Annotated in this window: 21 protein-coding genes and 5 tRNA genes; 8 read left to right on the forward strand and 18 right to left on the reverse strand. The window is 68.8% G+C overall.

Translation table 11 applies throughout. The features are described from left to right. Positions 1-256: 256 nt before the first annotated feature. Positions 257-715 (reverse strand): nitroreductase/quinone reductase family protein, encoded by a 459-nt coding sequence (locus G7043_RS42490; RefSeq protein WP_166054495.1) that lies wholly within the window; start codon positions 713-715, stop codon positions 257-259. 10 nt (positions 716-725) lie between these two features. Between G7043_RS42490 and G7043_RS42495 the strand changes: the two genes are divergently transcribed. The 4 genes from G7043_RS42495 (at position 726) to G7043_RS42510 (ending at position 5,521) form a co-directional block, all read left to right on the forward strand. Continuing rightward, entirely contained in the window at positions 726-1,694 is a 969-nt protein-coding gene (locus tag G7043_RS42495; RefSeq protein WP_166054497.1) for a lycopene cyclase family protein, read from the forward strand. 43 nt (positions 1,695-1,737) lie between these two features. Next, the gene (locus tag G7043_RS42500) at positions 1,738-3,414 is read left to right on the forward strand and encodes a GGDEF domain-containing protein (RefSeq protein WP_313888356.1); all 1,677 of its coding nucleotides are present in this window, start codon (positions 1,738-1,740) and stop codon (positions 3,412-3,414) included. A 125-nt stretch (positions 3,415-3,539) separates the two neighbouring features. Beyond that, complete coding sequence (locus G7043_RS42505) at positions 3,540-4,634, forward strand: carboxylate-amine ligase (RefSeq protein ID WP_166054499.1); 1,095 nt, start codon at positions 3,540-3,542, stop codon at positions 4,632-4,634. A gap of 86 nt (positions 4,635-4,720) precedes the next feature. Then, positions 4,721-5,521: an SAM-dependent methyltransferase gene (locus G7043_RS42510; RefSeq protein WP_166054501.1), complete on the forward strand. Its 801-nt coding sequence runs from the start codon at positions 4,721-4,723 to the stop codon at positions 5,519-5,521. Here the strand turns inward: G7043_RS42510 and G7043_RS42515 are convergent. The 17 genes from G7043_RS42515 to G7043_RS42595 form a co-directional block, all read right to left on the reverse strand. After that, positions 5,518-6,348: a UbiA prenyltransferase family protein gene (locus G7043_RS42515; protein ID WP_166054503.1), complete on the reverse strand. Its 831-nt coding sequence runs from the start codon at positions 6,346-6,348 to the stop codon at positions 5,518-5,520. The genes G7043_RS42510 and G7043_RS42515 overlap by 4 nt on opposite strands. After that, positions 6,336-7,439: a cytochrome P450 gene (locus G7043_RS42520; protein ID WP_166054505.1), complete on the reverse strand. Its 1,104-nt coding sequence runs from the start codon at positions 7,437-7,439 to the stop codon at positions 6,336-6,338. Before G7043_RS42520 ends, G7043_RS42515 begins: the two co-directional genes overlap by 13 nt. Further along, a complete protein-coding gene (locus G7043_RS50225; protein WP_207312481.1) occupies positions 7,436-8,638 on the reverse strand; it encodes a prenyltransferase/squalene oxidase repeat-containing protein in 1,203 nt (400 codons plus the stop codon). The genes G7043_RS42520 and G7043_RS50225 overlap by 4 nt, the downstream gene beginning before the upstream one ends. Before the next feature lie 187 nt (positions 8,639-8,825). Beyond that, the gene (locus tag G7043_RS42530) at positions 8,826-9,272 is read right to left on the reverse strand and encodes an NUDIX domain-containing protein (RefSeq protein WP_166054509.1); all 447 of its coding nucleotides are present in this window, start codon (positions 9,270-9,272) and stop codon (positions 8,826-8,828) included. 17 nt (positions 9,273-9,289) lie between these two features. Next, a tRNA-Val gene (locus tag G7043_RS42535) sits at positions 9,290-9,361 on the reverse strand. 1 nt (position 9,362) lies between these two features. Then, positions 9,363-9,440, reverse strand: a tRNA-Ile gene (locus G7043_RS42540). 105 nt (positions 9,441-9,545) lie between these two features. Then, positions 9,546-9,618 (reverse strand) — tRNA-Leu (locus G7043_RS42545). A gap of 1 nt (position 9,619) precedes the next feature. Beyond that, positions 9,620-9,693 (reverse strand) — tRNA-Leu (locus G7043_RS42550). A 9-nt stretch (positions 9,694-9,702) separates the two neighbouring features. Continuing rightward, positions 9,703-9,775 (reverse strand) — tRNA-Gly (locus tag G7043_RS42555). A 517-nt stretch (positions 9,776-10,292) separates the two neighbouring features. Further along, positions 10,293-10,679 (reverse strand): metal-sulfur cluster assembly factor, encoded by a 387-nt coding sequence (locus G7043_RS42560; protein ID WP_166054511.1) that lies wholly within the window; start codon positions 10,677-10,679, stop codon positions 10,293-10,295. Beyond that, positions 10,676-11,116, reverse strand: a complete 441-nt coding sequence (sufU, locus tag G7043_RS42565; RefSeq protein WP_166054513.1) for a Fe-S cluster assembly sulfur transfer protein SufU — start codon at positions 11,114-11,116, stop codon at positions 10,676-10,678. The genes G7043_RS42560 and sufU overlap by 4 nt, the downstream gene beginning before the upstream one ends. 2 nt (positions 11,117-11,118) lie before the next feature. Beyond that, the gene (locus tag G7043_RS42570; RefSeq protein WP_166054515.1) at positions 11,119-12,396 is read right to left on the reverse strand and encodes a cysteine desulfurase; all 1,278 of its coding nucleotides are present in this window, start codon (positions 12,394-12,396) and stop codon (positions 11,119-11,121) included. Between the two features lie 26 nt (positions 12,397-12,422). Then, positions 12,423-13,196 (reverse strand): Fe-S cluster assembly ATPase SufC, encoded by a 774-nt coding sequence (sufC, locus tag G7043_RS42575; protein ID WP_166054517.1) that lies wholly within the window; start codon positions 13,194-13,196, stop codon positions 12,423-12,425. A 33-nt stretch (positions 13,197-13,229) separates the two neighbouring features. After that, positions 13,230-13,544 (reverse strand): non-heme iron oxygenase ferredoxin subunit, encoded by a 315-nt coding sequence (locus tag G7043_RS42580; protein ID WP_166054519.1) that lies wholly within the window; start codon positions 13,542-13,544, stop codon positions 13,230-13,232. Beyond that, positions 13,541-14,698, reverse strand: a complete 1,158-nt coding sequence (gene sufD / locus G7043_RS42585; RefSeq protein WP_166054521.1) for a Fe-S cluster assembly protein SufD — start codon at positions 14,696-14,698, stop codon at positions 13,541-13,543. The genes G7043_RS42580 and sufD overlap by 4 nt, the downstream gene beginning before the upstream one ends. Before the next feature lies 1 nt (position 14,699). Then, a complete protein-coding gene (gene sufB, locus G7043_RS42590) occupies positions 14,700-16,154 on the reverse strand; it encodes a Fe-S cluster assembly protein SufB (protein WP_166054523.1) in 1,455 nt (484 codons plus the stop codon). Beyond that, complete coding sequence (locus G7043_RS42595) at positions 16,151-16,840, reverse strand: helix-turn-helix transcriptional regulator (protein WP_313888357.1); 690 nt, start codon at positions 16,838-16,840, stop codon at positions 16,151-16,153. The genes sufB and G7043_RS42595 overlap by 4 nt, the downstream gene beginning before the upstream one ends. Positions 16,841-16,964: 124 nt before the next feature. Here G7043_RS42595 and mptB point away from each other — a divergent pair, with 124 nt between their 5' ends. The 4 genes from mptB to G7043_RS42615 all read left to right on the forward strand — a co-directional run bounded on the left by mptB (position 16,965) and on the right by G7043_RS42615 (position 23,765). Continuing rightward, entirely contained in the window at positions 16,965-18,497 is a 1,533-nt protein-coding gene (gene mptB, locus G7043_RS42600) for a polyprenol phosphomannose-dependent alpha 1,6 mannosyltransferase MptB (RefSeq protein WP_166054525.1), read from the forward strand. An 85-nt stretch (positions 18,498-18,582) separates the two neighbouring features. Further along, positions 18,583-22,239, forward strand: coding sequence for a patatin-like protein (locus G7043_RS42605; protein ID WP_166054527.1), 3,657 nt, complete (start codon positions 18,583-18,585; stop codon positions 22,237-22,239). Next, positions 22,236-22,772, forward strand: a complete 537-nt coding sequence (locus tag G7043_RS42610; protein ID WP_166054529.1) for a TetR/AcrR family transcriptional regulator — start codon at positions 22,236-22,238, stop codon at positions 22,770-22,772. Before G7043_RS42605 ends, G7043_RS42610 begins: the two co-directional genes overlap by 4 nt. 150 nt (positions 22,773-22,922) lie before the next feature. After that, positions 22,923-23,765, forward strand: a complete 843-nt coding sequence (locus G7043_RS42615) for an oxidoreductase (RefSeq protein ID WP_166054531.1) — start codon at positions 22,923-22,925, stop codon at positions 23,763-23,765.

Here is a 23,765-nt window from a genome sequence, read left to right on the forward strand (position 1 = left end):
GGAATATGTCTGGCAATCTGGTATTACTCTCAAAGGAACTACCTCGACGAGGAGGTAATTCATATATTACTGGCTGTGTTTCGGCACGCTGTTGAGTTCTCAAAGAACACGCGCTCACCGCAGTCACGCCAGCTTTTCTGCTGGTTACTTCCGGGGCTTGTGTTGCCAGGCTCGTTCCGGCTTGTTTTCCGGCCCGTGTCGCTCTGACTTGGAGAACATTACATGGGCCGGTTTCGATCTCCAAATCGGGGGGCCCCTAAGCGCCGGAACCGCCGCTGACCTGCACGTTCTCCACCTGGAAGACCGGATGGCGGTCCGCCTCCGCTTCGAAGGCCGAGACCGGGTCGCCGACCCGTGCGTCGAAGAAAGGCCTAGTCACCGGCTCCTTGCGCACATAAGCGGCCAGCACGGGCGCCGCGACGGCCGCGGAAACCTCCACCAAACGAACCTGACGTGACCTACGTCCCCTTCGCACGACCGCCGTACCGGCTGCCCGTGCGTTGCGCACCCAGTCGCGCACGCCGTACGGCGCGACGAACCACTCCTGCCCGTCATGCAGCATCAGACGGATAGGGATCGTGCGCTCCGCACCACTACGTCGCCCACGTATGGACAGCAGCACGTAGTGGGAAGGCGCGATGCCCAGCGAAACGGCGCGACTGATGACGACGTTGCCGACACGACGCACGAGGTGCTGGCGGTAGGTCTTGGCCACAAGGTCAATCATGGACCCTGTGGAGTTCGACGTGGTGGTGATTGGCGGAGGTCCGGCCGGCCGTGCGCTCGCACGCGCGTGTGCGCAGGAGGGCCTCCACACGGCGATCGTCGACCGTCACCCGCACCGTGTGTGGACGGCGACCTACGGCGCGTGGGCCGACGAGCTCCCACCAGACACACCGGTGGCCGCCACAAGCTCAGTGGTCCGCGCCTACGCGCGCGAGGAGCACCTGATCCCACGCACCTATGTCGTACTCGACAACGCACGACTCCATGAGCTGCCTCAGGACGTGACAGTGCTCCGCGAACCAAGGGCAGCGCGCTACACGTTCAACGCCACAGGCGCACGCAAGGGCCGTGCTGAACAAACGGCCGTAGGCACCGTCATCGAGTCGAACGACACCGAGACCACGCTGATGGACTGGCGCAACGGCGACACGTTCCTCTACAGAGTCCCGCTCGGCCACAACAAGGTCCTGGTAGAGGAGACCTGTCTGGCCAGACGCCCCGGCATGCCGCTCAGCGAGCTCCGCGCGAGGCTCCACACACGGCTAGAAGCAGGCCAACAGGAAGAACGCGTCCGCTTCCCCTTGGACGCACCACGCCAGAAGGACCTCGCATTCGGCGCGGCGGCCGGCTTCATCCACCCCGCGACCGGCTACAGCGTGGCCACTTCGCTGGCCCTCGCCCCGAAGGTCGCCCAGGCCGTCAAGGCCGGCGAGAACCCGAAGCACGTCATCTGGTCCCGCAAGGCGCGCATCGTGCACGGCCTCAGGCGGTTCGGCCTCGAAGCACTGCTCCGCCTGGACGCCGCCGAGACCAGGGACTTCTTCGAGCTCTTCTTCCGGCTCCCGCCCGAACTGCAGCGCGCTTACCTGTCCGGACGGGAGGACGTGCGCGGTACGACGGCCGCGATGGTGGAACTCTTCCGCGCGGCACCGTGGCGGCTTCGCGCCAACCTGGTGAACACCTGGTGAACCCTCTTGGAGCTGGTCGTTCTCACCGGCACGATCTCCAGACGTGCCCGCATTGCTGGATGACGTCAGGTTCGCCTTCCAGCCGCTGTTCAACCTGAACACCGGGGGCGTCGTCGCGGTGGAGGCTCTGGCCCGGCCGCACGACGGCAGCGTGCAGGATCTGCTCCAGGCCGCCTTCCAGGCCGGTCTGCTGACCAACGCCGACGTCGGACTCGCCTGCCGCGCCATTCGGTCCGCGGCCGACTTCGACCTCATGCTGCCGTTGCACGTCAACCTGCTCGCGATCACGGTCGCGGACAAGCCCGAGATCATGAGTCCGCTCTACGGCGCGCTGCGGGACACCGGCCGGTCGCCCGACAGCATCGTCATCGAGGTCGGCGAGCCGTACTCACGGGCCAATCGCGCGCGTCTCGCCCGTGGAATGCAGACGTTGCGGAACAACGGCTTCCGCATCGCGCTCGACTGCGTGGGCGAGGGCGACGTGCCGCTGGGGCTGCTGACCAGCGCGAGTCCGGACTACATCAAGCTCGACCGCGAGATCGTCCGGACGTTGCCGGGTGACGCCGCGCGGGGTGCGTTGGTGAAGTCGTTGGTGCATCTCGGCGAGTACACGGGCGGTCAGGTCGTGGCCGAAGGTGTGGAGACCGAGGCCGAGCTGACCTACCTGCGCAAACTGGGTGTGGGACACGCGCAGGGCAACATGCTCGCGCCGCCGCAGCGCAGGCCGGCGGTCAACGCCCGCATCGCGCCTGAGGCGGTCACGGAGACCGGTGAGATCCGGCGCAGCAACACGGGCCCTCGGATCACGGCTTTCCTGCATCCCGCCACGACGTTGCCCGAACACGCCACGAGCGAGAACGTGCGTGAGGTGTTCTCCACCCAGCCGTCGGTCACCGGTGTCGTGCTCATCGACGACGAGGGACGCCCTAAGTGGTCGGTGGACCGCAACCGGTTCCTGCTCGCGGTCACCGGGCCGTACGGGCACGCGTTGCACGCCAAGAGAGAAGCCGCACGGCTCGCGGACAAGCCGCACATCATCGGGGCCGAGTCGTCCGCGCTCGAACTGCTCGACTTGGTGGCGCACGCGAACCGTGAGCGCACCAACGACGACCTCATCGTCGTGGACCACAACGAGCGGTGCATGGGTGTTGTGCGCGTTGCGGACGTTGTGCGAGGCGTCGCCGAGCTCAAGGTGGAACAGGCGGCGGCACTGAGCCCGCTCACCCGGCTGCCCGGCAGCGACGCGATCGCGAAGGAGGTCGACCGGCGCATCGAGGCCGCCGAGATCTTCGTGGTGTCCTGGCTGGACGTCGACAGCTTCAAGCTGGTGAACGACACGGTCGGGTTCGCGGCTGGCGACGATCTGATCCGCGAGATCGGGCACGACCTGGCGGATCTCGCGCACACGTTCCCCGGTGTGCAGGTCGGGCACGTGGGCGGGGACGACTTCCTCATCCTCGCCGGGCTCGACGAAACGGTACCGCTCAGTGCTCGTTTGCTCGACAAGCCGTACACGGCGGAGGGACGACACATCACCCTCTCTCTTGCGACCCTTATCTGTGCCCCGGGGTCAGTCGGGTCGTATCGCGAGGTGTCCCGGTTGCTGGCACCAGTGAAGGAACACGCGAAGTCGCTCGCCGGGTCGAGCTGGGTCATGGGCCGGCCGGGCAGCGAACGTCGCGATGTGCTGCGTGGTGTCGCGCAACGCGCGGTGAGTTGACAAGTACAACCCAAACGCATCCTGTGCGACGACCTGATCACTCATAGCATCGAGGTCGCTACTCAGCGCACAGGAGGTCCGGCGTGCAGGTCGGCAGCAGAACTCAATCGGTACCCGCGCAACGCATGAGCATGGACGCCCTCCTCACCGTTGGAGTGGAAGAAGAATTCGTCCTCGTCGAAGCCTCCACCGGGCATTTGGCCAACCGGGCCAACGAAGTGCTCGCCGGCGCCGACCGCTTCCAGGTCGACCTGCAACCGGAAATCGCGCAGTACCAGGTGGAATCGGCCAGCGGCATCTGTACCGACATGGGTGAGCTGCGCGACGAGCTCGCCGTCGCGCGCCGGGCGTTGATCGAACGGGCCGCGCGCCACGACGCCAGGCTCGCCGCGACCGGAACGCCAGTGCTGGGCCTGACGATGCCGACGCCGTTGACGAACTCCCCGCGCTACCACCGGATGGCGCAGGAGATGGGGGCGCTCACCAACGACCTCGCGATCTGCGGTTGCCACGTGCACGTCGGGCTCCCGGACGACGAGTCGAAGATCTTCGTGAGCAACCACCTGCGGCCGTGGTTGCCGACCCTGCTGGCACTCGGCGCGAACTCGCCGTACTGGCTGGACGGCGACACGGGCTACGCGAGCTGGCGCTACGTCGTCTGGAATCGTTGGCCCACTTCGGGTGCGCCACCGCACTTCGAGTCGGCGGCCGAGTACTACGCGGCGCGGGAGGAGATCGTCGCGAGCGGCGCGGCGATGGACGCCGGGATGCTCTACTGGGACGTCCGGCTCTCCGCCCGCCACCCCACGCTCGAACTGCGGGTGTCCGACGTCGCGCCGACGGTCGAGGAGGCCGTTCTGATGGCGGCGCTGGTGCGCGCGATCGCCGCCACCGCGCTGAGTTCCGGTGCCGCACCCGTGCACGTCCCTCCGCACCTGCTGAAGGTCGCGCTGTGGCGGGCCGCGCGCGACGGCCTGGCGGGCTTCGGCATCGACCCGGTCACCGGTGCGCCCACGCCCGCGTCCACGATCGCCGCGTCGTTGTTGCGGTGGGTGCGGCCGATGCTGGAGTTCGCCGGCGACTACGAGATGGTGACCGACGGGATCGACAGGTTGCTGCTCGACGGCACGGGTGCGGCACGGCAGCGCAGGGCGTTCGCGCGGCGCGGCAGGTTGGACGACGTCGTGGGATTCCTGGTGGCACAGACTGCTCCGGTCTGAGATCCATTCGAGTGCTATTCATCCGATCAGGTACACATTTGGTCGGCTTGGTGTGCGTCCAAGCCCTCATCCGGTAGTTAGTCCCCGTGGCCACCCCCATCTGGGCACCGGGAGTGAACGGCCCGGACAAACCCAACACCGCACGCGTCAGGGACTACTGGCTCGGCGGCACCCACAACACGGAGGCCGACCAGGAACTGGCGGCCCACCTCGTGTCCGCGGCACCGCACCTGCCGTACCTGTGCCGCACGCACCGCGCGTTCCTCGGCAGGCTCGTGAAAAGACTGACCGCGCTGGGCGTGCGGCAGTTCATCGACCTCGGCTCCGGCCTGCCCACCACGGGCAACGTGCACCTCGTCGCCCCCGACGCGCGCGTGGTGTACGTGGAGATCGACCCGGCGGTGGCGAGCGAGGGCCGCGAGATCGTCGCGGGCAACCCGAACGTCTCGTACCTGTGCGCGGATCTCGCCCAGCCCGAGAAGGTGCTGGAGTCGCCGGAGGTGCGCCGGACGCTGGACCTGTCCGAGCCGGTCGCCGTGCTGGTGCTGGACGTGCTGCACTTCGTCCCGGACGGCGCGGAGCCGCACAAGATGCTGGCGAAGTACATGGCCGCGTTGGCGCCCGGCAGCTACCTCGGGCTCTCGCACACCTGCCGCGACCCGTTCATGCTGGCCGCCGTCGGGCTTTTCGGCTCGATGTACGAAGACCAGCCGTTGCCCACCTTCACGTTCCGGTACCCGGAGCAGGTCGTGCAGTTCTTCGACGGTATGGAGGTACTGGCGCCGGGTGTCGTGCCGATTCCGTTGTGGGAACCGGATCCTGAAGAGGACCAGGACCGCAATCCGGAGAACTTCCAGGGATGCGGCGGTTTGGCGCGCAAACCCTAAGCGAGCAAAGGGATAGCGGCCAGCACGATCGTCGACGCGACGGCCATCGACATGCCGTAACGCAACTGCTTCCTGGCCGTCGGCAGGTCGCGCGCCAGCAGGAAGGCCGAGCACGCCACCACGCCGACAGCCGCCCAGAACGGCCCGAACCTGAACCACAACCCGCCGCCGACGAGCAGCAGCCCGCCCACCGTCAGCTGCGTCGTCGCGTTGACCGCATGTCTGATGCCGTAAAGGACCGCGGGCGTTCTGGACCCGACGCGGGCGTCACCGACGCGGTCCGGCACGGCCCACCAGAGCGCTCTGCCGGTCGCGAGAGCGGCGACACCGGAGAACACCAGCCACACCGCCGGGTCCGGCTGTCCCCCGGCCGCCGCGTAGGCGGTGACGCTCGGCAACAGCCCGGCGGCGATCGCCAGCACCACCGGACCTGAGTAGCCACGCCGTTTCAACCTGATCGGTTCGAGGTTGTACGCCAGGTACAGCACCAGGATCAGCCCGACCCCGGCCGCCACCCGCCACGACACCGCGATCGCCAGCGCCTCGGCGAAAATCATCTCGAAGATCGCCAGCGCGAGGACCTTGTTCGCGCCGATCTCCTGCACCGCCTGCGCCAGATGCCGTTTCTCCGCGGTGTGGATGTCGTTGCGGAGGTCGGCGTAGGCGTTGAGCGGGTTGCCGGAGATGATCGCGACGAAGTTCGCCAGCACCGCGATCACCACGGCCAGGTCGAATCTCGTCGCGTAGCAGGCACCCCACGCGGCGCAGCACGCGTAGTGCACGCCGAAGGGGTGTTCCAGGCGGTGGAGGTAGGTCAGCGCCGGCACGTGGCCACCATCGCGAGGCTCGGCGGCGGCGCCATCGCGGCGCCCCGCAACTGGGGTGAGCGGGGGTTCGGGATGCTGAGCCGGATCCGCCGGTGCCGCAGCAGGGCGGTCACGATCATCCGGATCTCGGTGAGCGCCAGGTCTTTGCCGGGGCAGTGCCGCACTCCCCCGCCGAACGGGAAGAACGCGCCCGGCGGCGGTGAGGTCCTGGCCGGGTCGAACACGTGCGGGTGCGGATAGGTCGCGGCGCGGCGGTGGGCGAGGTAGATGCTCGGGGTGATCACCATGCCGTCCTCGCTCATCCGGTTTCCGGCGAGCGTCGCGGGTGGGGACAGCCGCAGCGACTCCATGATCGTGGCGTCGAGCAGGTCGCCGTCGTCCACGAGCCGCTCGGCCAGGCCGGGGGTGCGGTCGATCCAGAACACCGTCCAGGCGGTGGCGGAGGCCGTGGTTTCGTGGCCCGCGAACAGAAGTGAGACGACCTGGTCCCGCAGGTCTTCCGGGGGCAGGCAGGCGGCCAGCGAGGGTGGTTCGGCGGTGCGGGCGCGGTGCAGGAGTCTTCGGTCGAGCTCCGGGTCGGATCTGGTGGCGCCGGGGGTGAGACAGCGGTGCGCGAGGGTCCGGACGCGGCTGCCGAGACGGCAGTCGAGCCAGCGGGTGAACGCCGTGAGCAGCTCGTCGTCGTCCACGCCGAAGACGATGCGGCCGATGATCCTGAGCGTGAGCTTTCTGGACCACGCGGCGAGCCCCACCGGGTCACCGCTCGGCAGTTCGGCGATCGAGCGTTCGACCATCTCCTCGATGAGCGCCTGATATCTGTTGCCGCGCAACACGGGTGCGAGCGTGCGGCGGTACGCGGCGTGCTCGGCGCCGTCGAGCCACAGCACGGAACGGTCGCCCAGCAACGCGCTCAGCGTGCGGCTCGGCGGGTGCCGCAGGACGCGGTCCTGGCGGAACAGCGCGGCCATCACGTCCGGGTGCCAGACGAGCCAGCGCCGGTCCCGCAGCTTGACCAGGCCGTCCTCGATGTCCTCCACCGAGTCGAGGAAGGGGATCAGCCGCAGGGCGAACCTCAGCTCGGTGCGGTTCATCGGCACACCGCGCACGCGAGGTGGAACGCCGCCGTGCCTTCCGCCTGGATGATCCTCGTTGGTGCGTAGAGGTCTTTGTCATGCCACAACGGTGGATGCGGGCGGTCTCCCCACTCCTGCATGAAGTTCGCGCCGCGGACCATCGCCCTGCTGACGTCGCGTCGTGAATGCGACAGGATCCGGATGGCGTACGCCGTTTCCTCGTAGGTGCCTTCCCAACGGCCCCACGAACCGTCGGCCTGCTGCGTCCTCAGCACCCAGTCGACGGCCTTTTCGTTGCCTCGCAAGGCATTCGTCACGCACGCGGTCGCGTAGTAGGGCGAGGCGTGCCACTTGTCGAGCCAGAAACCGCCGGGCTGCTGCATGTCACGCAGCCACTCCTCAAGCACTCGGTCGTGGCCGAGTGCCTGCAGCGCGTGGGCGTTCGTGCTGGTCGACGGCGTGCGCTCGTTCGGGAAACAGGCGAAGTGGCGAGCTTCCCGGTAGCGGCCGAGGGCGTCGGTGGGACGGGGGCTGTCGCACAACGCGAGCGCGTGCAGCGCGGTGGCGGTGTCGTCGGCGTCGGCGGGAAGTCCCGGTCCACCGGCCGCACCGTCGCGGGTGAACGCGGCTCTGATCTGGCCGGCCATCGGATCGGGGACGTCGAGGCCCGCGGACTTCAGCGCGACGATGATCCAGGACCGTTCGAACAACGGGACCGGCACACCCGCGGGGACCGGGCCGCCGTGCCGGCGCTGGACGGCTTCGAGGTAGTCGAGGCTCGGGCCTGGTCTCGGCCCCTGCAACTGGACGGCGGTCGCGGCCGGGCTGGCGGCGACGATGCCGTCGACCGCCCTGACCTCGGGACGCGGGCCGAAGACCTCCAAGGTGTGCCAGAGCTTTTCCGGCAACGGGCGTTGCCGGAGGGCGTGCAACGGGCGCGGGTCGAACGGAGTGCGCAGGCCGAGTCTGTCGGCGAGCGCGGGCACGATGAGCTCGACCGCGACCGTGTCCGGGAGTTTCAGCGGGAGGCTGAGCAGCTTGCGGAGCGCCAGCAGACCTCGTCGCGCCGCCGGGTGGTCTTGGAGTGCGTCGACCGCGCTGAGCGTCGGGACCAGCGCGTATTCGCCGGGGCCGCCCCAGGTGCCGTCCGGGTGCTGGGTGGTTTCGAGGTAACGGACTCTGGCTTCGTGGCCCTTCAACCAGGGGGCGAGGGCCACGAGTCTGCCCGTCTCGTACACGGACGGTGAAACACCGCTCCAAGGATCGTCTGTCAGTTGCGCCAGCAGGCTCATGGCGGCCCCCAGAGATAGCAACTGCGTAACCGTAGGACCACAGAGAGTAGCACCCAGCGCCATCTGGCCCGCAAGGGCTTGGACCGTTCAGCGGACCACCCTGCCGTGTGGTTTAGCCGCGGTCGACGCCGTCTTCCAGGTAGCGGGTCTCGCCCGCTTCCCTGGCTCGCAGCGCTTCGGCGACGCGGCGCGCGAGTCTGGGGATCAGACGCAGCTGCGCTTGTCGGGGCGTCACGAACTCGTAGGACTTGAGCTCCTCGGCCTGGAGCTGGATGTCGTCCTCGCCGGTGAGCGTGCCGCCGTCGAAGACGAACAGGACGCGGTCGTCGTCGTTGCTCGGAGCCCAGTCGACGACGAGAAGCCTTCCGGTGTCCCTGATCAGGCCGAGTTCCTCCGCGACCTCGCGCCGGCAGGCCTCGCTCGGGGTCTCGCCGTGTTCGACCACGCCGCCCGGGATCTCCCAGTGCGGTTTGTAGGTCGGCTCGACCAGCAGGATGCGACCTCGCTCGTCGAAGAAGAGCGCGCCGGCGGCGGCCAGCGCTCTGCTGCTGTGATCCACAGCGTCTTTGTACGTGATCGTCCGGCCAGGATTCGAACCCGGGACCCTCTGCTTGTAAGGCAGACGCTCTTCCGCTGAGCTACCGGACGTTGGTCGTCCCGCCAGGATTTGAACCTGGGACCTACCGCGTATCAGACGGACGCTCTCACCGTGCTGAGCTACGGGACGGGTGGAAGACGAGGGTGTCGAACCCTCCAGGGCGATCTTGCAAGGATCACCTGCGCGCCGGCGCGTCCCCCGTTTCAGTTGTGGTGCCGTAGTTGTGTGGTGCCGTGCCCCAACCAGGATTCGAACCTGGACTGGACGCGTTCTGAGCGCGTTGCCTCTTCCGTTGGGCTACCGGGGCGTGCGGATCCGGGGAGTCGAACCCCGACTGTCATGGCCCTCAACCATGTGCCTCTACCAGTTGGGCTAGATCCACATTCCTGCGAGCGGCCGGAGGGCATCGAACCCTCTGCTTCGGTTTGGAAGACCGACGTGTCCGCCGAGTTCACCACGACCGCGTGTTTTGTTCAGACCGCACCGACGGAAGGAGTCGAACCCTCGGGTAACGGGTTTGGAATCCGTTCCGCTTCCGAAGCTCGTCGGCATTCGCGTTTCCGCGAAAAAGAAAACCGCCCAGGTTTCCCGTGGGCGGCTCCGAGGTCATGACCTGGGGATCAGGTCATGGCGTGGAGCCCCACGCCACTGCCAGCAGACCGCCGGCGATGAGGGCGAGAATTCGCCATCCCGCGAGCTGGACCTTGGCGAGCATGTCTTCCTCCGTTGATCTTCGGCTGTTGTGACGGGTTCAAGTTAAGCGAGCCGCACGCGGGCCCGCAACGCATTTAATCGAAGTTTCAGAAGATGGACACGGAGACATGTTTCCGAGCGGAGCACAGGTGGAGTCCGCTGGTCCTTTCCGCCACGAAGCGACAGCTGAAGATGGCGGACACCTGCATATCGCCGCGACGCATCCGCCCACTACGACGAACGGCGCACACCCCGCGAGGTGCGCGCCGTTCGGTCAGGCTGGGTCGATCAGACGGTGAAGCCCAACGCCCGCAGCTGCTCGCGGCCGTCGTCGGTGATCTTCTCCGGGCCCCACGGCGGCATCCACACCCAGTTGATGCGGAAGTCCGACACGAGACCGCCGCCCGCGCCGCCGGTCAGGGCCGCTCGGGTCTGGTCCTCGATGACGTCGGTCAGCGGGCAGGCCGCCGAGGTGAGCGTCATGTCGATGGTGGCGACGTTCTTCTCGTCGACGTGGATGTCGTAGACGAGACCCAGGTCGACGACGTTGATGCCGAGCTCCGGGTCGACGACGTCGCGCATCGCCTCTTCCACGTCGTCCAGCGCGGCGACGTCAGCCTTGGGCTCGAAGACCGGCATGCCTTCGGCTCCCCGGACCACTTCTTCGGTGCTCATGCTGCTCCCTGGCTCCGTGCTACTGCGTCTTTGAAGGCCATCCAGCCCAGCAGCGCGCACTTCACGCGTGCCGGGTACTTCGCTACGCCGGCGAAGGCGATGCCGTCTTCCAGGACGTCCTCGTCGGGCTCCACCTTGCCGCGGCCCTGCATCAGCTCGACGAACGCGTCCATCTTCTTGAAGGCCTCGCCCACCGGCTTACCCACGACGAGGTCGGTCAACACCGACGTCGAGGCCTGGCTGATCGAGCAGCCCTGGCCGTCGTAGGAGACGTCCCGCACGACGTCGTCGACCACGTGCACGCGCAGCGTGACCTCGTCGCCGCAGGTCGGGTTGACCTGGAACGACTCCGCGTCGAACGGGTCGCGCAGGCCTCGGCCGTGCGGGTTCTTGTAGTGGTCCAGGATGATCTCCTGGTACATCTGCTGGAGCTGCATCTCTAGGCCACCCCGAAGAACTTCTGCGCTTCGCGGACGCCGTCGACCAGTGCGTCGACCTCGTCCAGCGTGTTGTACAGGTAGAACGTCGCGCGCACCGACGACTGGGCGTTCAGGCAGCGGTGCAGCGGCCACGCGCAGTGGTGGCCCACGCGCACGGCGATGCCCAGGCTGTCAAGCACCTGGCCGGCGTCGTGCGGGTGCACACCCTCGATCTCGAACGGCACGGCGCCGCCCCGGTCGACCGCGTCCTGCGGACCGAGCAGGCGAACACCGCGAACCGAACCAAGACCTTCCAGCGCCGCAACGGTCAGCGCGTGCTCGTGGGCGTGAATGCGTTCCATGCCCACGACGGTCAGGTAGTCGACCGCCGCGCCGAGGCCCACGGCCTGCGACGTCATCGGCGAACCGGCTTCGAAGCGCTGCGGCGGCGGAGCGAACGTCGAGCCCTCCATCTTGACCAGCTCGATCATCGAGCCGCCGGTGATGAAGGGAGGCAACGCCTCCAGCAACGAGCGCCGTCCGTAGAGGACACCGATGCCGGACGGGCCGAGCATCTTGTGGCCGGAGAACGACGCGAAGTCGACACCGAGCGCGTGGAAGTCGACCGGGCCGTGCGGAACGGACTGGCACGCGTCCAGCACGGTCAGCGCGCCGACCTTCTGCGCCGCCGCGACGAGCACGTCGACCGGGTTGATCACGCCGGTCACGTTCGACTGGTGCGTGAACGCCACGACCTTGGTGCGCGGGGTGATCACGCTGTCCACATCGGACAGGTCAAGACGACCGTCCGAGGTGAGCTTGAACCACTTCAGCGTGGCACCCGTGCGGGCAGCGAGTTGCTGCCACGGCACGAGGTTCGCGTGGTGCTCCATCTCGGTCACGACGATCTCGTCGCCGGGACCGACGACGAAACGCGCGGCCTCGGGGCCCGAGGTGGCGGCGTTGCCCATCGCGTACGCCACGAGGTTGAAGCCCTCGGTGGCGTTCTTGGTGAACACCAGCTCGCCGAAGTCGGCGCCGACGAAGTCCGCGATGCGCTGACGCGCACCTTCGTACGCGTCGGTCGCTTCCTCGGCCAGCTGGTGGGCACCCCGGTGGACCGCCGCGTTGGCGGTCTGCAGGAATGCCTTCTCCGCGTCCAGAACCTGCGTCGGGCGTTGCGAGGTGGCGCCGGAGTCCAGGTAGACCAGGCGCTTCCCGTCACGAACGGTGCGAGACAGGATCGGGAAGTCCGCCCGAAGAGCGGTTACATCCAGTGGTGCTGCGGTGGTGGTCACAGCGCCTCCTCTCAACACCTGTAACGCTACGAAAGGGCTGCGGCTTCCTTGGACCCGGTGTACTTCACGTAACCCTCGGCCTCGAGCTGGTTCGCGAGCTCCGGACCACCGGACTCAACGATGCGGCCACCGGCGAACACGTGCACGAAGTCCGGCGAGATGTACTTGAGGATCCGGGTGTAGTGCGTGATCAGCATGACGCCGACCTCACCGGAGGCCTTGTAGCGGTTGACGCCCTCGGACACGACGCGCAGCGCGTCGACGTCGAGGCCGGAGTCGGTCTCGTCGAGGATCGCGATCTTCGGCTGGAGCAGGCCCAGCTGCAGGATCTCGTGGCGCTTCTTCTCACCGCCGGAGAAGCCCTCGTTCACCGAACGCTCGGCAAACGCCGGGTCAATGTCGAGGTCGGCCATCGCACCCTTGACCTCCTTCACCCAGTGGCGGAGGTTCGGGGCCTCGCCGCGCACGGCGGTGGCGGCGGTGCGCAGGAAGTTCGACATCGAGACGCCGGGAACCTCGACCGGGTACTGCATGGCGAGGAACAGGCCGGCGCGGGCGCGCTCGTCGACGGACATCTCCAGGACGTCCTCGCCGTCGAGCGTGACGGTGCCCGAGGTGATCGTGTACTTCGGGTGCCCGGCGATCGCGTAGGACAGCGTGGACTTGCCGGAGCCGTTGGGGCCCATGATGGCGTGGGTCTCGCCGGCCTTGATCGTCAGGTCGACGCCCTTGAGGATCTCCTTGGGAGCGTCCTCGCTGACGACCGAGACGTGCAGGTCCTTGATCTCAAGGGTGGCCATGACTTGCCGTTCTCCTGGTGGTGTAGCTAGAAGTCAGTTCGTGGTGACGGTGACGTCGACGAAGACGTCGCCGTCACGGATGTCGACGGCGTAGACGTCGACCGGTTCGCTGGCGGGCGGCGACGAGGGCTTGCCGGTCTCCAGGTCGAAGCACGACCCGTGCAACCAGCACTCGATCCCCTTGCGGGAGACCTCGCCCTCGCTCAGCGACACCGCGGCGTGCGAGCACAGATCCGCGAGCGCGTGCACCCGCTCGCCGTCGCGCACCAGGACGATGTCGACATCGTCCACGCTGGCCGCCAACGGCTTGCGGTTGTCCAGTTCGGACAGTGCACACACCTTGATCACGCGCCGACCGCCTCGAGCTCTGCCTCGATGGCGGCCTCGAGGCGCTCGCGCACCTCGGGGACGGCGATCTTCGCGATCAGCTCCTGGAAGAAGCCGCGCACGACGAGCCGTCGTGCCTGGTCCTCCGGGATGCCGCGCGCCTGCAGGTAGAACAGCTGCTCGTCGTCGAACCGGCCGGTGGCGCTGGCGTGGCCCGCACCCTCGATCTCGCCGGTCTCGATCTCCAGGTTCGGCACCGAGTCGGCGCGGGCGCCGTCGGTCAGGATGAGGTTCCGGTTCAGCTCGAACGTCTCGGTGCCCTCAGCCGCCACGCGGATGAGCACGTCGCCGATCCACACGGCGTGCGCGCCCTCGCCCTGCAGCGCGCCCTTGTAGACGACGTTGCTGCGGCAGTTGGCCTGTCCGTGGTCGATGAACGGCCGGTGCTCCTGGTGCTGCCCCGCGTCCGCGAAGTACAGACCGAACAGCTCCGCGTCGCCACCGCGACCCGCGTACTGCACGACCGGCGTCACGCGCACGACGTCGCCGCCGAGCGTGACCACGGTGTGCTTGATCGTGGCGTCACGGCCGAGCTTCACGTGGTGCTGCGAGACGTGCACGGCGTCGTCGGCCCAGTCGTGGATGGCGATCACCGTGAGGTGTGCGCCGTCCGCGACGAGGAACTCGACGTTGTCCGCGTACGCGCCGGAGCCGCGGAAGTCCAGGATCACGGTGCCCTCGGCGAACTGCGAGGCCTTGATCTGGATGTGGCCGTACGAGACGGAGCCGGAGCCCGCGCCGGTCACCGTGACGGTGGTCGGCTCGGACTTCGCGTCGCCGGGCAGCGTGACGATCGTGGCCTGCGAGAACGAGGTGTACGCCTGCGCCGCGACGCGGTCGCCGGGAACACCCGCCTTGCCGAGGCGCTCGTCGTCGCGACCAACGGTCTCGACGGTGACACCGGCGGCGGCGTTCACCTCGACGGCAGCGGAACCCGTTGCCGCAGCGCCGGAGTGCAGACCGGCAAGACGCTTGAGAGGCGTGAAACGCCAGATCTCCTCACGGCCGCCCGGCACCTCGAACGCGTCCACGTCGTACGACGTGAAGTGCTCTGCGCGCGAGGCGACGGGAACGACAGCTCCGTGGGAGTGAGGTTGAGTCGACAGGGCGGCCATGTCAGCCGACGGCCCCTTCCATCTGCAGTTCGATCAGGCGGTTCAGTTCGAGGGCGTACTCCATGGGGAGCTCGCGCGCGATGGGCTCGACGAACCCGCGCACGATCATCGCCATGGCCTCGTCCTCGTTGAGGCCGCGCGACATCAGGTAGAACAGCTGGTCCTCGGAGACCTTCGAGACCGTGGCCTCGTGGCCCATCGCGACGTCGTCCTCGCGGACGTCGACGTACGGGTAGGTGTCCGACCGGCTGATGGTGTCGACCAGCAGCGCGTCGCACTTCACCGTGGACTTCGAGTGGTGCGCCCGCTTGTTGACCTGGACCAGGCCGCGGTACGACGTGCGGCCACCGCCACGCGCCACCGACTTCGACACGATGGTCGAGGAGGTGTGCGGTGCCATGTGGACCATCTTGGCGCCGGCGTCCTGGTGCTGGCCCTCGCCCGCGAACGCGATCGAGAGGACCTCGCCCTTGGCGTGCTCGCCCATCAGGAAGACGGCCGGGTACTTCATGGTCACCTTGGAGCCGATGTTGCCGTCGACCCACTCCATGGTCGCGCCCTCTTCGGCCTTGGCGCGCTTGGTGACCAGGTTGTAGACGTTGTTCGACCAGTTCTGGATCGTCGTGTAGCGGCAGCGGCCGCCCTTCTTCACGATGATCTCGACGACGGCCGAGTGCAGCGAGTCGGACGAGTAGATCGGCGCGGTGCAGCCCTCGACGTAGTGCACGTAGGCACCCTCGTCGACGATGATCAGCGTGCGCTCGAACTGGCCCATGTTCTCGGTGTTGATCCGGAAGTAGGCCTGCAGCGGGATCTCCACGTGCACGCCCTTCGGCACGTAGATGAACGAGCCACCGGACCAGGTCGCGGAGTTCAGCGCGGAGAACTTGTTGTCACCGGCCGGGATGACCGAGCCGAAGTACTCCTTGAACAGCTCCGGGTGCTCACGCAGACCCGAGTCCGTGTCGAGGAAGATGACGCCCTGCTCCTCGAGGTCCTCGCGGATCTGGTGGTAGACCACCTCGGACTCGTACTGAGCCGCGACACCGGCGACGAGGCGCTGCTTCTCCGCCTCGGGGATGCCCAGCCGGTCGTAGGTGTTCTTGATGTCCTCCGGCAGGTCCTCCCAGCTGGTGGCCTGCTTCTCGGTGGACCGCACGAAGTACTTGATCGAGTCGAAGTCGATCCCAGAGAGGTCGGCGCCCCAGTTCGGCATCGGCTTGAGGTCGAAGAGCTTGAGCGCCTTCAACCGGTACTCGAGCATCCACTCGGGCTCGTCCTTCTTCGCCGAGATGTCGCGAACGACGTCCTCGCTGAGGCCTCGGCGGGCGCTCGCGCCGGCGACGTCCGAGTCGGCCCAGCCGAACTCGTAGTTGCCGAGAGACGCGATGGTCTCTTCCTGCGTGAGCGGAGACTGCACCGTGGTGGGCGTGCGCTGCTCGGCAGCGGCAGTCATGCGGGCTCCCCTCCATCATCTGGGATGAGCTTTCCGGCAGAGCCGGGCTGAACGTTCGGGATGTGCGTCGTGCACACGGCGTGGCCGCTTGCGATCGTCGCGAGGCGCTGAACATGAGAACCGAGAAGGGTCGCGAAAACTTCCGTCTCGGTCTCGCACAGCTGAGGGAACTCAGCCGCCACGTGAGCTACCGGGCAGTGGTGCTGGCACAACTGCTCGCCCACTCCGACGTGACGGGCCGACGCAGCGTAGCCCTCCCTGGTCAGCGCGGTCGCAAGGGCCTTGGCCCGTTCGGCGGGTGTGGCCTGGGCCACGATCGCCGTCCGGTGCCGGTCCACGAGCGCGTCGACACGGCTCTGCGCGAAGGCGCGCACAGCCTCTTCCCCACCCGTTTGGGCGAGGAACCTGATCGCGGCGACCGCGAGGTCGTCGTAGGCGTGGCCGAACTGGGCGCGTCCGGCATCAGTGAGCAGGAAGAGCTTCGCGGGACGGCCACGACCGCGTTGGGTCTGGCGCGGAGCGTCCCTCGTGATCGCCTCGCCGTCCGCGAGCAGTGCGTCGATGTGACGGCGCACCGCCGTGGGACTGATGCCCAGTTCCTCCGCGACGGCTGCCGCGGTGACCGGACCCTGCTCCAGCAGGAGCCTGGCGACGGCACGCCGAGTCTTGCCGTCGTGCTGTGGCACGGCGTCAAGGTTGGTCTCGGCGTTTTTCACAACACCAGTGTTGCGTATTTAGCCTGAGGTCGCAAAGATCGCGGTCACAGGGTGACCTGACTCACGGCTGAACCGGGCTGGATACGCTGCGGCCATGCCCACCAACGGCGGAGCCGCGACTCCGGAGAGCGACCTCTTGAACGGTCGAGAGCGTCGCCAGCTGGACATCGTCCGTCGCTGGGGCACGATCGGCGCGCTTCTCCTGACCGTCGGGTCCCTCGGCGGAGGCGCCGCACCCATCTACTCGCCGCTCTACGGCGTGCCGCTGCTCGGGCTCTTCTCGAGGATGCCCAGCGTCGCGATGGGGGTCGTTTGGACGGGCATCTTCATGATCGTGTCGGCCTGGCTCGCGCTGGGCCGGTTCGTCCGCCCCGGTAGACCGAGGCTGGTCTCGCGCAGCCAGATGGACCGCACGCTGCTGATGTGGACCGTTCCGCTGGTCTTCTGCGTGCCGATGTTCTCCCGCGACGTCTACTCGTACCTCGCGCAGAGCGAGATCGCCGCGCGCGGCCTCGACCCGTACGTCCTGGGTCCGGCCAACGCCCTGGGCGTCGACCACATCCTCACCCGCGGTGTGCCGAACATCTGGCGTGAGACGCCCGCGCCGTACGGCCCGCTGTTCCTGGCGTTCGGCCGAGTCACCGCGATGATCACCGGCGACCACGTGGTGTCCGGCGTGTTCGTGCACCGCCTGCTGGTGCTGTGCGGCCTGGCGATGATCGTGTGGGCACTGCCGCGCCTGGCCGCGCGCTTCGGGGTGCCGCCGGTCGGCGCGTTGTGGCTGGGCGCGCTGAACCCGTTGGTGCTGTTCCACGTCGTCATCGGCGTGCACAACGACGGCCTTGCCCTGGGGCTCATGCTGGTCGGCCTGGAACTGGCGATGCGCGGCCTGGAACCGTTGAAGTGGTGGTGGATCACCCTGGGCGCGGCGATCATCGTGTGCGGGGCGATGGTCAAGATCCCCGCGATGGCGGCGCTCGGGTTCCTCGGGGTGATGGTGGCGCGCAAGCTCGGCGGGGAGCTCAAACACCTGGCTCTGGTCGCCGGGATCATGACGGTGATAGCCGCGGTCGGGGTGGTGGCGATCTGCCTCGGCACCGGGTTCGGATTCGGGTGGATCGAGACGCTGAACGTCGCCGAGACGGTGAAGTCGTGGATGTCGCCGCCGACCGCTCTCGGCTTCCTGGGAGCCGGCACCGGGATCATGCTCGGGCTGGGCAACCACACCGAGTCGATGATCGCGCTGACCCGCCTGCTCGGCCAGGGCATCTCCGTGGTGATCACCATTGTGCTGCTGTGGCGTGCCTTCAAGGGCCGGATCAAGTCGATGAACGGCCTGGGCGCGGCGCTGGGCGCGATCCTGGTGCTCGGACCGGTGCTGCAGCCCTGGTACGTGCTGTGGGCGGCACTTCCGCTGGCCACGGCCGTGGTGGGCCCGAAGTTCCGGCTGTTCGCGATGGTGACGTCGGCGGCGATCGCGGTGATCCTGCCGCCCACCGGGTCCGCCTTCGACGGGCGCGCGTACACGGTGCCGCAGGCGGTGGCGGGTGCGGTGATCACGTTCGCGATCTGCGTGCTGATCGCGCGCAAGCGGGTGGGGCCGTTCCTCAAGTCCGACCCGGTGTGATGGCCCGATCGGGTCAGTAACCACAACCCTTCGGCGGACGACCTCGTACACAGGGGAAGATCGACGCTGAGGGGGTGATGTGGGCATGTCCGAGCAACCCATGTCGCGGGAAGAGGTCCGGTTCGCCGTCGTGCTCAACGGCGGGGTGAGCCTGGCCGTGTGGATGGGCGGGGTGGTCCTCGAACTGGACCGCCTGACCAGGGCGGGAACCACGTACCAGCCGCTGCTCGACCTGGTCGGCTGCACCGCGAGAGCGGACGTCATCGCCGGCACGTCGGCGGGCGGTATCAACGGGGCCGCGCTGGCGTTGTCGCAGGTCAACAAGCAGGCCGACCTGAGCAGGCTGCGGGACCTGTGGGCCGAGCAGGGCCGGATGGAACAGCTGCTCAGGACGCCGTTCCGGGGTGCGCCCGCCAGCCTGCTCAAGGGCGACGAGTTCTTCCTGCCGAGGCTGCAGGAGGCGCTGGCCCGGCTGACCGCCGACTTCGACCCGAGCCCGCCGGACGAGCGCCCGATCGACCTGCGCATCACGACCACGCTGCTGGGTGGCGTCCCGACGATCACCTACGACGACCTGGGCCAGCCGCTGACCCAGTCGGTGCACCAGGGCTCGTTCTCGTTCCGCCGCGACCCGTACACCTGGGTCAGCGAGAAGACCAGGGACGACTTCACGCCGGAGGCGCTCGACGACCGCGTCCTGCAGCTCGCCCTGGCCGCGCGGAGCAGTGCCAGCTTCCCGTTCGCGTTCGAGCCGAGCTTCATCCCCGTCGGCGGTCAGGCGACGCCGGACCGCCCGGACATGGCGGACGTCGCGAGCTGGGCCAACGGCGGCGACCGGAGCAGATTCGCGGTCGACGGTGGCGTGCTGGTGAACACGCCCACGAAGGAAGCCCTCGAGGCCATCGACCGCATGCCCGCGGACGGACCGGTCCGGCGCGTCATGTTGCTGGTGTTCCCGCACGCCGAACCGCTCGGCTCCGAGCCGCGCGCCGACACGCTCGACAAGGGGCTGACGACGGTCAGCTCCGGCGGCAAGCTGCTGGGAGCCATGTCGAGCCAGGCGAACCGGACGTACGTCGAGAAGATCGAGGAGCACAACCGCCGGGCCGCGTCGAGCAGGGGCGGCCGGATGGCGTTGCTGGAACGCCTGCACGCGAGCGACGAGAACGTCGTCGACGAGGTGTACTCGTTGGCGGACAAGCTCTTCGGCCACTACGAGGACGTCGAGATCCGGCTCGCGGCCCGGCAGGTGACGACGCAGCAGTTCACGATTCCCGGTGGCAACCCGTGCAACTGGTCGTTCGAACGGGCTCGGCGTGCGGCGGAAACGGCGCAGCGCAAGTGGAAGAAGCAGCAGGGGGTGCTGCCGTACGTGCCCGGCGTCAGGCTTCCCGCGCCAGTGTGCCGGGAGGACGTCGGCTGGGAGTGGGGCATCACGATGGCCGAACGCCTTGGCGCGTCGGCACTCGACGTGCTCAAGCGGCTGGTGTGGGTGGCGCCGGACGGCAGCGCGGACAAGATCGCCGCGGCCCGCCGCGAGTTGCACCAGGTGCGCGCGGAACTGCGGCGCCTGAGGGAAGAGCTGTTCGCCTGGAAGCCGTCCGACTCGCTCGGCGAGACGTACTGGACCGGCCGGCTCGCGAGCTACCACGAGCACATGATCGACGGGCACCTCGGCTTGGAGGTCAAGGCGCAGGTCGCCGAGATCGGCCGGATCGTCGGCGAGGCCCAGGAAGTGATCGGCGGCCTCGACGAGCACCGGCTGCGGCTCGGCGGCCTGGAGCCGTGGAAAGCGTTGCTGGACACCGGAAGCACGCGGGGCGAGGCCGGGCTCAGCGCGAACGAACGGTGGCTGAGCCGGCTGCTCGCGCTGGAGGTCGCCGGGACCTGCCTGTCCGACGACGCGTCGACCGGGCTGGACACGCCGGTCGAGCTGGTGCAGGTGTCGCTGCAGACGCGCAACGCGTTCGCGCAGCAGTCGATCACCGCCGACGACAAGGCGGGCGGGGCGTCGCTGTCGCGGTTCTCCGGGTTCCTCAAGCGGTCCTGGCGGGTCAACGACTGGATCTGGGGGCGGCTCGACGGCGCCACGATGCTGTGCCGGGTGCTGTTCGACCCGCGCCGGCTGCGCCGGATGGACACGCTCGGCCGTCCGGCGGGCGACCAGCGCACGCCGGAAGAACGCGCGGCGGCCGTGGTCGACGAGGTCATCAGGGCGATGTTCGGGCCGGAGCTGCCGATCAAGGTGGCTCGGTGCGCCGAGGAGGCCAAGGCCGAACTCGCGGGCATTTACGCGGCGGAGGGCGAGCTGTCGCCGTCGTCGATGAAGCTCGCCGAACTGGCCGCGTGGGGCCTGCACTGGCGGATCATCTGCGAGGAGCTGCCGCGGCTGCGCGCGGCCATCATCGCCGACCGCGGTGACGGCGCGGACCAGCGTTCGCGCGGCGAGCTGTTCCTGGAGGAGCACGCGGACCTGTTGCGGCGCCTGGAATATCCCCACGAGCACACGGTCACGCTCGGCATGACCGCGCTGGACGCCTTCGACCGCGCGGGAATCGGCCGCGAACCGCTCACCCAGGAAGCCGCGTCGGACCAGATGATCCGCACGGCCGCGACCGCCGCGGCCGTCGCGGTCACGGTCGCCGACTCCGAACGGTCGGGGCTCGCCGCGGTCCGGCCGATCACCCGGACCGTGCGCGGTGCGGCCCTGCTGCCCTACTGGACGATCACCGGCCTGACCAGAGGCGGGAACCTCGCCCAGTTCCTGGGGTTGCTCGGGCTCGCGGTCGGTGGCGCGCTCGTCGTGATGGCGTTGTTCGGCCTGCTGCCGACGTGGGCGGCGGGGCCGGGCGCGGCGATCGGTGCCGCCAGCCTGCTCGCCGCTTTCGGTTACGCGGCACTGCGAAGCGGCACGATGTTGCACGGCTTGGTGTTGCTCTCACCGGTGATCCCGCTGGTGGCGATAGCCGTCGACAGGCTGCCCGACGACCGCTCGCAGATCACCACGGGCACGGTCACGGTGGCCGGGGTCGCGCTGGTCGTCGCGGCGTTGCTCGTCCTCGGTTCGCTGCCGGCGCCGATCCGCACACCGCTCGCCGTGCTGGCCGACTTCAGGCCGTGGGAGATCGTCAAACGCCGGTGGAAGCAGGCCGCGGTGGCGGTGGCGGCGGCCGGGATCGTCTGGGCGGTCTGGGAGTTCGAGCTGCACACCAAGCCGTGGCTGGTGATCCCGACCTCCGTCCTCTGTGGAGCGTTCGGGACGTGGATGGCGTTGTCCGGCGGCAAGTCGCTGCAACGCTGGCGCCGGGTCGAGGGCGTCTGGGGCACCGAACGCGCCGAGCCGCCGGCCGCCGCGACCGCGGGCTGGGCGGTGGTCTACGGCGTCGTCTACCTCGCGGTCGCCGACGTGCTGCTGATCATCGGGCCGAGCGGGTGGGGCTGGCAGGCGGTGATCGGCACGGCGCTGGTGTTCGGCCTGACGCTGCTGCTGATCACGTCCTGGTACGTGCCCAGGGTGGAACGCCGCCGGATCCGCACGCAGCTGGTCGGCGAGGCGATTCCGGCGATCTACCCGGAGGGGTGCGACATCGCGAAGACGTTGCACGAACGGCTGGAGGGCCACGCCTCGCTGTACCGGTTCCTCGTGCGGGGCGAGGGCGAGCACCCCGCGGAGCTCTCCCTCTCCCACAACGGACTCGTGGTCGCGCAGGAGATCGGGACGAAGCTGGGCCGGCGCGGATGAGAGCCGACGCGTCGCGCAACGTCGAAGCGGTGCTCCGCGCCGCCGCACGGGTGTTCTCGGCGGATCCCCTCGCGCGGATCACCGACGTCGCCGTCGAGGCCGGCGTGGACAAGCGCACCGTCTACCGGCGGTTCGAGTCGCGCGAGGACCTGCTGCTGGCGGTCTACCGCGCCCGGCTGGACGAGCTGGAGGCGTTGATCGACGCGACCTTCGCCGACGAACGGCCGGTGCGCGACGCCCTGGTCGCGTTCGCCGAGGGAGGCATCCGGCTGAGCCGCGACTGGCCGGTCGACATCCGCGCGGTGGCCGACCCGGCGATCCGGCGGCGGCGCGAGGAGCTGGACGCGCGGATGGACGACTTCCTGCGCCGCGCCGAGCAGGCGGGCGTGCTCGCGCCCGGCCTGCCCGGCGGCTGGGCGTTGCGGGTGCTGCAGACGCAGCTGCACACGGTCGCGCAGGAGATGCCCGCGCTCCAGCCCGGTCCGGCGGCCGCGCTCGTGGTCGAGACGTTCCTGCACGGCGTCGGCGCCTGATCCGCAGCACTCGTCGTCGAAATACTCCCGCACGGCGTCGACACCCGACCCACCCGTCCTGTGACGAGCGCCATGCCCGCGCCGGGCATTTTCGCGCCGCCTCCAGCGTCGTAAGTGTCATAGAAAGTGACACTTACGAGGGAGTGGACGATGTCGAGCACCTGGCTCATCACCGGAGCGTCGCGGGGTTTCGGCCGCGCGCTCGCCGAAGCCGCCGCCGACGCGGGCGAGCGGGTCGTCGCGACCGCACGGCGACCGGAGCAGCTCGAAGATCTGGTGACGCGGTACCCGGACCGGGTGCGGGCGGTCGCGCTGGACGTCACCGACCCGGCCGCGGCCCGCCGGGCGGTCGAGCAGGCCGTCGAGGCGTTCGGCTCGCTCGACGTGGTCGTCAACAACGCCGGGTACGCCGACAGCGCGCCCATCGAGGAGATGACCGAGGCCCACTTTCGCGCCCAGGTGGAGGCGAACCTGTTCGGTGTCGTGAACGTGACCCGCGCGGCGCTGCCGGTGCTGCGGAGCCGGCGTTCCGGCACGTTCGTGCAGTTCTCGTCCGTCGGCGGCCGCGCGGGTGGCACGCCGGGCATGGGCGCCTACCAGACCGCGAAGTTCGCCGTGGAGGGCTTCTCCGAGGTGCTGGCGAGCGAGGTGGCGCCGTTCGGCGTGCGGGTCGTGATCGTCGAACCGGGCGCGTTCCGCACCGACTGGCAGGGTTCCTCGATGGTCCGCCACGAGGTCGGTCCCGACTACGAGGAGACCGTCGGCGCGATCAACCGCTACCGCGACGAGAACGACGGTGTGCAGCCGGGCGACCCCGCCCGTGCGGCGCGGGTGATCCTCGACGTCGTCGCCTCGGACGCTCCGCCGCGCCGCCTCGTGCTGGGGGCCGCCGCCGTCGAGACGGTGCTGGCGGCCGAGGCGCGCAGGACCGCCGAAACGCAGAAGTGGGCGGCGGTCAGCGCGTCGGCGGACTTCCCCGCCGACGAACGCTGA

Source organism: Lentzea alba (assembly GCF_011067745.1).
Taxonomy (GTDB): Bacteria; Actinomycetota; Actinomycetes; order Mycobacteriales; family Pseudonocardiaceae; genus Lentzea; species Lentzea alba.